Annotated in this window: 4 protein-coding genes; 3 read left to right on the top strand and 1 reads right to left on the bottom strand. The window is 62.7% G+C overall.

What is annotated here, in order from left to right:
- Positions 1-105: 105 nt before the first annotated feature.
- A complete protein-coding gene (locus tag EN935_RS41460) occupies positions 106-2,310 on the top strand; it encodes an ABC transporter ATP-binding protein (RefSeq protein WP_127264479.1) in 2,205 nt (734 codons plus the stop codon).
- 34 nt (positions 2,311-2,344) lie between these two features.
- Here EN935_RS41460 and EN935_RS17815 read toward each other — a convergent pair whose 3' ends face one another.
- Positions 2,345-2,935 (bottom strand): transglycosylase SLT domain-containing protein, encoded by a 591-nt coding sequence (locus tag EN935_RS17815; RefSeq protein WP_109668413.1) that lies wholly within the window; start codon positions 2,933-2,935, stop codon positions 2,345-2,347.
- Positions 2,936-3,152: 217 nt separating this feature from the next.
- Here EN935_RS17815 and EN935_RS17810 point away from each other — a divergent pair, with 217 nt between their 5' ends.
- Both EN935_RS17810 and EN935_RS17805 read left to right on the top strand, forming a co-directional pair.
- Positions 3,153-4,691: a trimethylamine methyltransferase family protein gene (locus EN935_RS17810; protein ID WP_164757708.1), complete on the top strand. Its 1,539-nt coding sequence runs from the start codon at positions 3,153-3,155 to the stop codon at positions 4,689-4,691.
- Positions 4,692-4,748: 57 nt separating this feature from the next.
- On the top strand, positions 4,749-4,965 hold a 217-nt coding region (locus tag EN935_RS17805), incomplete at its 3' end, for an FAD-dependent oxidoreductase (protein ID WP_164771183.1).

The following is a 4,965-nucleotide window of genomic DNA, read 5'->3' as shown; positions in this document are numbered from 1 at the left end:
CGTGCTGGGCTTGAACCTGCTCGCCGACTCGCTGCGCGAACAATCGATGAAAGATTGATTGACGGGCTTCGGCCCGCATCTGGTAAAATTGGATTGGAGCGACCCATGAACGAGGCAGTTCGAAATCCCGCCAAGCCGGCCAATGGGCCTATCATCGAGATCGAGAACCTGTCGATCTCCTTCTTCACCCGCAAGGGCGAGATCCCGGCCGTCATGGATTTTTCCTGCACTGTGATGCCGGGCGAGGCGATGGGTATCGTCGGCGAATCCGGCTGCGGCAAGTCGACCGTGTCGCTCGGCATCATGCGCGACCTGTCCAACATCGGGAAGATCGTCGGCGGCAAGATCAAGTTCCAGGGCAAGGACATGGGCGAGCTCTCCGACGAGGAGTTGCGCTCCATTCGCGGCAACAAGATCGCGATGATCTACCAGGAGCCGATGGCGAGCCTCAACCCGGCGATGAAGGTCGGCCAGCAATTGATGGAAGTGCCGCTGATCCACGACAAGGTGTCGAAGGAAGAGGCCTACAAGCGCGCACTCGACATGGTGCGCTCGGTCAAGCTGCCCGATCCCGAGCGCATGATGCGCTCCTATCCGCACCAGCTTTCGGGTGGCCAGCAGCAGCGCATCGTCATTGCCATGGCGCTGCTGTCGAAGCCGGCGCTGCTTTTGCTCGACGAGCCGACGACGGCGCTCGACGTGACGGTCGAGGCGGGCATTGTCGACCTGGTCAAGGGGCTCGGCGAGAAGTTCGGCACATCGATGATCTTTGTCTCGCACAATCTCGGCCTGATCCTGGAAACCTGCGACCGCATCACGGTGATGTATTCGGGCGAAGCGGTCGAGACCGGCAAGATCAAGGACGTGTTCGACCGGATGCGCCATCCCTATACGCAAGGGCTGTTCCGCTCGATCCCGCTGCCGGGCGCCGATAAGAATTCACGGCCGCTGATCTCCATCCCCGGACAATTGCCGCTGCCGCATGAGCGGCCCAAGGGCTGCAATTTCGGCCCGCGCTGCCACCATTTCGTCGAGGGCGTCTGCAACGCCGCCGAAATCCCGATGATCGAGGTCGCTGGGCACGAAGGCCATTTCTCGCGCTGCGTGCGCTTCAACGAGATCGACTGGGAAGCGCTGCCGCCCGGCGCCAAGAAAGTCAATGAGCGCGTCGTGCCCGGCGCACCGGTGCTCAAGATCGAAGACCTCAGAAAATACTACAAGGTCGGCGGCAGCGAGGTGTTCGGCTCGAGCGAGGGCCGCGTTGTCAAGGCCAACGAGACGATCTCGTTCATGGCGCGCGAATCCGAGACAGTCGCCATCGTCGGCGAATCCGGCTGCGGAAAGTCGACGCTGGCCAAGGTGCTGCTCGGGCTGGAGACGGCAAGTGCCGGCACGGTGACGCTGGGCAATAAGGAAATCCAGTCGACCGGTATCGAGAAACGCAGCGTCGAAACCGTATCGTCGATACAGATGGTGTTCCAGAACCCGTTCGACACGCTCAATCCCAGCCACTCGGTCGGTTCGCAGATCATCCGTACGCTGGAGAAGTTCAATGTCGGCAAGACGGTTGCCGATCGCCGCAAGCGCATGCTGGAACTGCTCGACCTGGTGAAGCTGCCAAGGGCGTTCGAGACCCGCAAGCCGCGCCAGCTTTCGGGCGGCCAGAAGCAGCGTATCGGCGTGGCGCGGGCCTTTGCCGGCGACGCCAAGGTGGTGGTGGCCGACGAACCGGTGTCGGCGCTCGACGTGTCGGTGCAGGCGGCGGTAACCGAACTGCTGATGGACATCCAGCGCAAGAACAAGACGACGATGCTGTTCATCAGCCACGATCTGTCCGTCGTGCGCTACATCGCCGACCGCGTCGTCGTCATGTATCTCGGCTATATCGTCGAGCAAGGCACGACCGACCAGATCTTCGCGCCGCCCTATCACCCCTATACCGAGGCACTGCTGTCGGCGATCCCGATCGCCGACACCAGCGTGGTGAAGCGCCACATCGTGCTGGAAGGTGACATTCCGTCGGCGATGAACCCGCCGTCGGGCTGTCCGTTCCAGACCCGCTGCGGCTACAAGAAGCTGGTGCCGGACAATCTGTGCGAGACCAAGGTGCCGCCGGTCAAGCATCTCGGCGACGGCCATATGAGCCTGTGCTGGCTCTCCGACGACGTGCTGGCCAAGATGGAGCCGGTGATCAAGTTCGACAAGGAACACGCGGCCAATGAGGGCGTGCCGGAAGACGCGCCGCATGTGACGGATACAGGCCCGACTGCCACCCCACCGAAGCGTCCGCGCGGCAAAGAGCCGAGCTGACGGTCGGAAGGTCGAGATCAGTGATGCGGAGCGTTCAGTTGCCGCACTCGCTCAGTTGCTGCGCATAGTCCCGCGACATCTTTTCGGTGGCGCGGGCATAGCCCTGCACTCCGGCGTCGCCGCGGTTGCCGCGGCCATAGGCGGTCCAGCCGAGATAGTAGGCAAGGTAGAGATTGTAGGTGTCGTTGCGGGCGACGCCGTACGTGTCAGCGGTCTTGGAATGATACCAGCCGACGAAATCGACCGCATCGGCGAATTTCGTCCGCCGCGCTGCCCAGTTGCCGGTCTCACGCTGATATTGCGACCAGGTGCCGTCCAGTGCCTGCGAGAAGCCGGTGGCCGTCGAGACATGCTTCCACGGAATGAAGCCGAGCAGCTTGGTGCGCGGCGGCCGGGCATTGCTCTTGAAGCCGGATTCCTTGCGCACCGTCGCCATCAGCACGGGAACAGGGATGCCGTATTTCTGCTGGGTGCGCTCGGCGGCCGACTGCCAGTTGTCGAACCAGCCGTCATTCTGGTCGAAGACGGCGCAGACATTGTTGATGTGATTGGGCGGCGTGGCGCAGGCCGAAAGCGCCAGCAGCACGCAAACCGCACCAATTTTACTAAAACTCGAACTACGCATTGGCAGAGCAATAGGCCGAAATCATAAAGGGAATCTTGCAGCGTCCGTTAACGCTTGGCCGGAGCAGTCCCTTCAGGAAATCCCGCGCCTGCAATCCGACATATTTTGTCGCTTTTTCTAAACAGATATTGCAGAAATGCCGCCGTGGCTAAAATCACGCCCGCAAACGGCGTATTTCTGACAGCTTGCCCGGGTTGCCGGGGCTTTGATGCCAGGCATGAACGAACCAAGACGCAAACGCGGCGCCGAGCGCACCAGCAACAGGGGCCCGTCGGCCATCCCGCAACTGCCGCTCAGGCGGGTGACAAATCCCTATCCGCCGATGGCCATGCTCTCGCCCGACCAGATCGAGCAGATCCACCAGGCTTCGATGCACATCTTGGAGAATTTCGGCATCGAGGTGATGAGCCCGCGCGCACTGTCGCTGTTCGAGAAGGCAGGCGCCAGCGTCGATCATGCCTCGGCGAATGTCCGTATTGATCGCGGCCTGGTCGAAGACGCGCTGAAGACCACCCAGTCCAGCTATGTGTTGACGCCGCGCAACCCGGCCAACGCGGTTCATCTCGGCGGCAACACCATCAATTTCACGCTCGTTGCCGGGCCGCCCAATGTGCACGACATGGAGCGCGGCCGCCGCGCCGGCAATTTGCGCGATTATTCGGATCTCACCCGGCTGGCGCAGCATTTCAACTGCATCCACATGCTCGGCAACCAGGTCTGCGCGCCGGTGGAACTGCCGGCCAACTCCCGCCATCTCGACACCTATTTCACCAACCTGACGCTCACCGACAAGAGTTTCCATGTCTCGGCGATAGGCCGGGGCAGGGCACTGGACGGCATCGAGATGATGGCCATCGCACGTGGGCTGACGCTCGACCAGATGCGCGACGATCCCGGCATCACCACCATCATCTCGGTCAACTCGCCGCGCCGCTTCGACGAGATGATGGCCGAAGGGCTGATGACGATGGCCGAGTTCGGCCAGTCGGTGGCGGTGACGCCGTTCACGCTGATGGGAGCGATGAGCCCGGTGACGCTGGCCGGGGCGCTGGCGCAGCAGAATGCCGAGGCGCTGTTCGGCGTCGTGCTGACGCAGCTGGTGCGGCCCGGCGCGCCGGTGATGTATGGCGCCTTCACCTCCAATGTCGACATGAAGTCGGGCGCGCCGGCCTTCGGCACGCCCGAGAATACCAAGGCCAACATAGCGTCGGGGCAACTGGCGCGGCGCTACGGGCTTCCGTACCGCACGACGCCGGGCTCGGCTTCCAACGCCGCCGATGCGCAAGGCGCCTATGAGACGCTGATGGCGCTGTGGGGCGCGGTGCTCGGCCATGGCAATCTCGTCTACCACGCCGCCGGCTGGCAGGAGGGCGGGCTGACGGCGTCGTTCGAAAAACTCATCATCGACGTCGAGATGATCCAGCACATGATGGAGTTTCTGCGCCCGATCGAGGTCAACGAGGCGGAACTTGCCGTCGAGGCGCTGGGCGCGGTGCCGACCGGAGGGCATTTCTTCGGCGAACTGCACACGCTGGAGCGCTACGCCACCGCCTTCTACCAGCCGATGCTGTCCAACTGGCAGAATTACGAGGCCTGGCAGGAGGCCGGCGGGCTCGACGCCGCGGCGCGCGCGACGCGACTGTGGAAGAAGGCGCTGGAGGACTATGTCGAGCCGGTGATGGATATCGCCGTGCGCGAGGCGCTGGAGGCTTACATGGCCAAGCGCAAGGAAGCGATCGGGCAGGGCGAGCCGTGATGCCTCGCAGCTTGAATCCACTCACCCATCCAACTCACTGATATCAGAGAAGAATCCATGAAATCGCATGCAAAGGTCGTGGTCATTGGCGGTGGCGTCGTCGGGTGCTCCGTGCTGTTCCATCTTGCCCGCCATGGTTGGACCGATGTTGTCCTGCTGGAGCGCGACGAACTGACATCCGGCTCGACCTGGCACGCGGCCGGCGGCATGCACACCATCAACGGTGACCCCAACGTCGCCAAGCTGCAGAAATACACGATTAGCCTCTACAAGG

This window comes from Mesorhizobium sp. M7D.F.Ca.US.004.03.1.1 (assembly GCF_003998635.1).
Classification (GTDB): domain Bacteria; phylum Pseudomonadota; class Alphaproteobacteria; order Rhizobiales; family Rhizobiaceae; genus Mesorhizobium; species Mesorhizobium loti.
The sequence above is the reverse complement of the archived record's forward strand: the minus strand, read 5'-3'. Positions and strand labels throughout refer to the sequence as shown.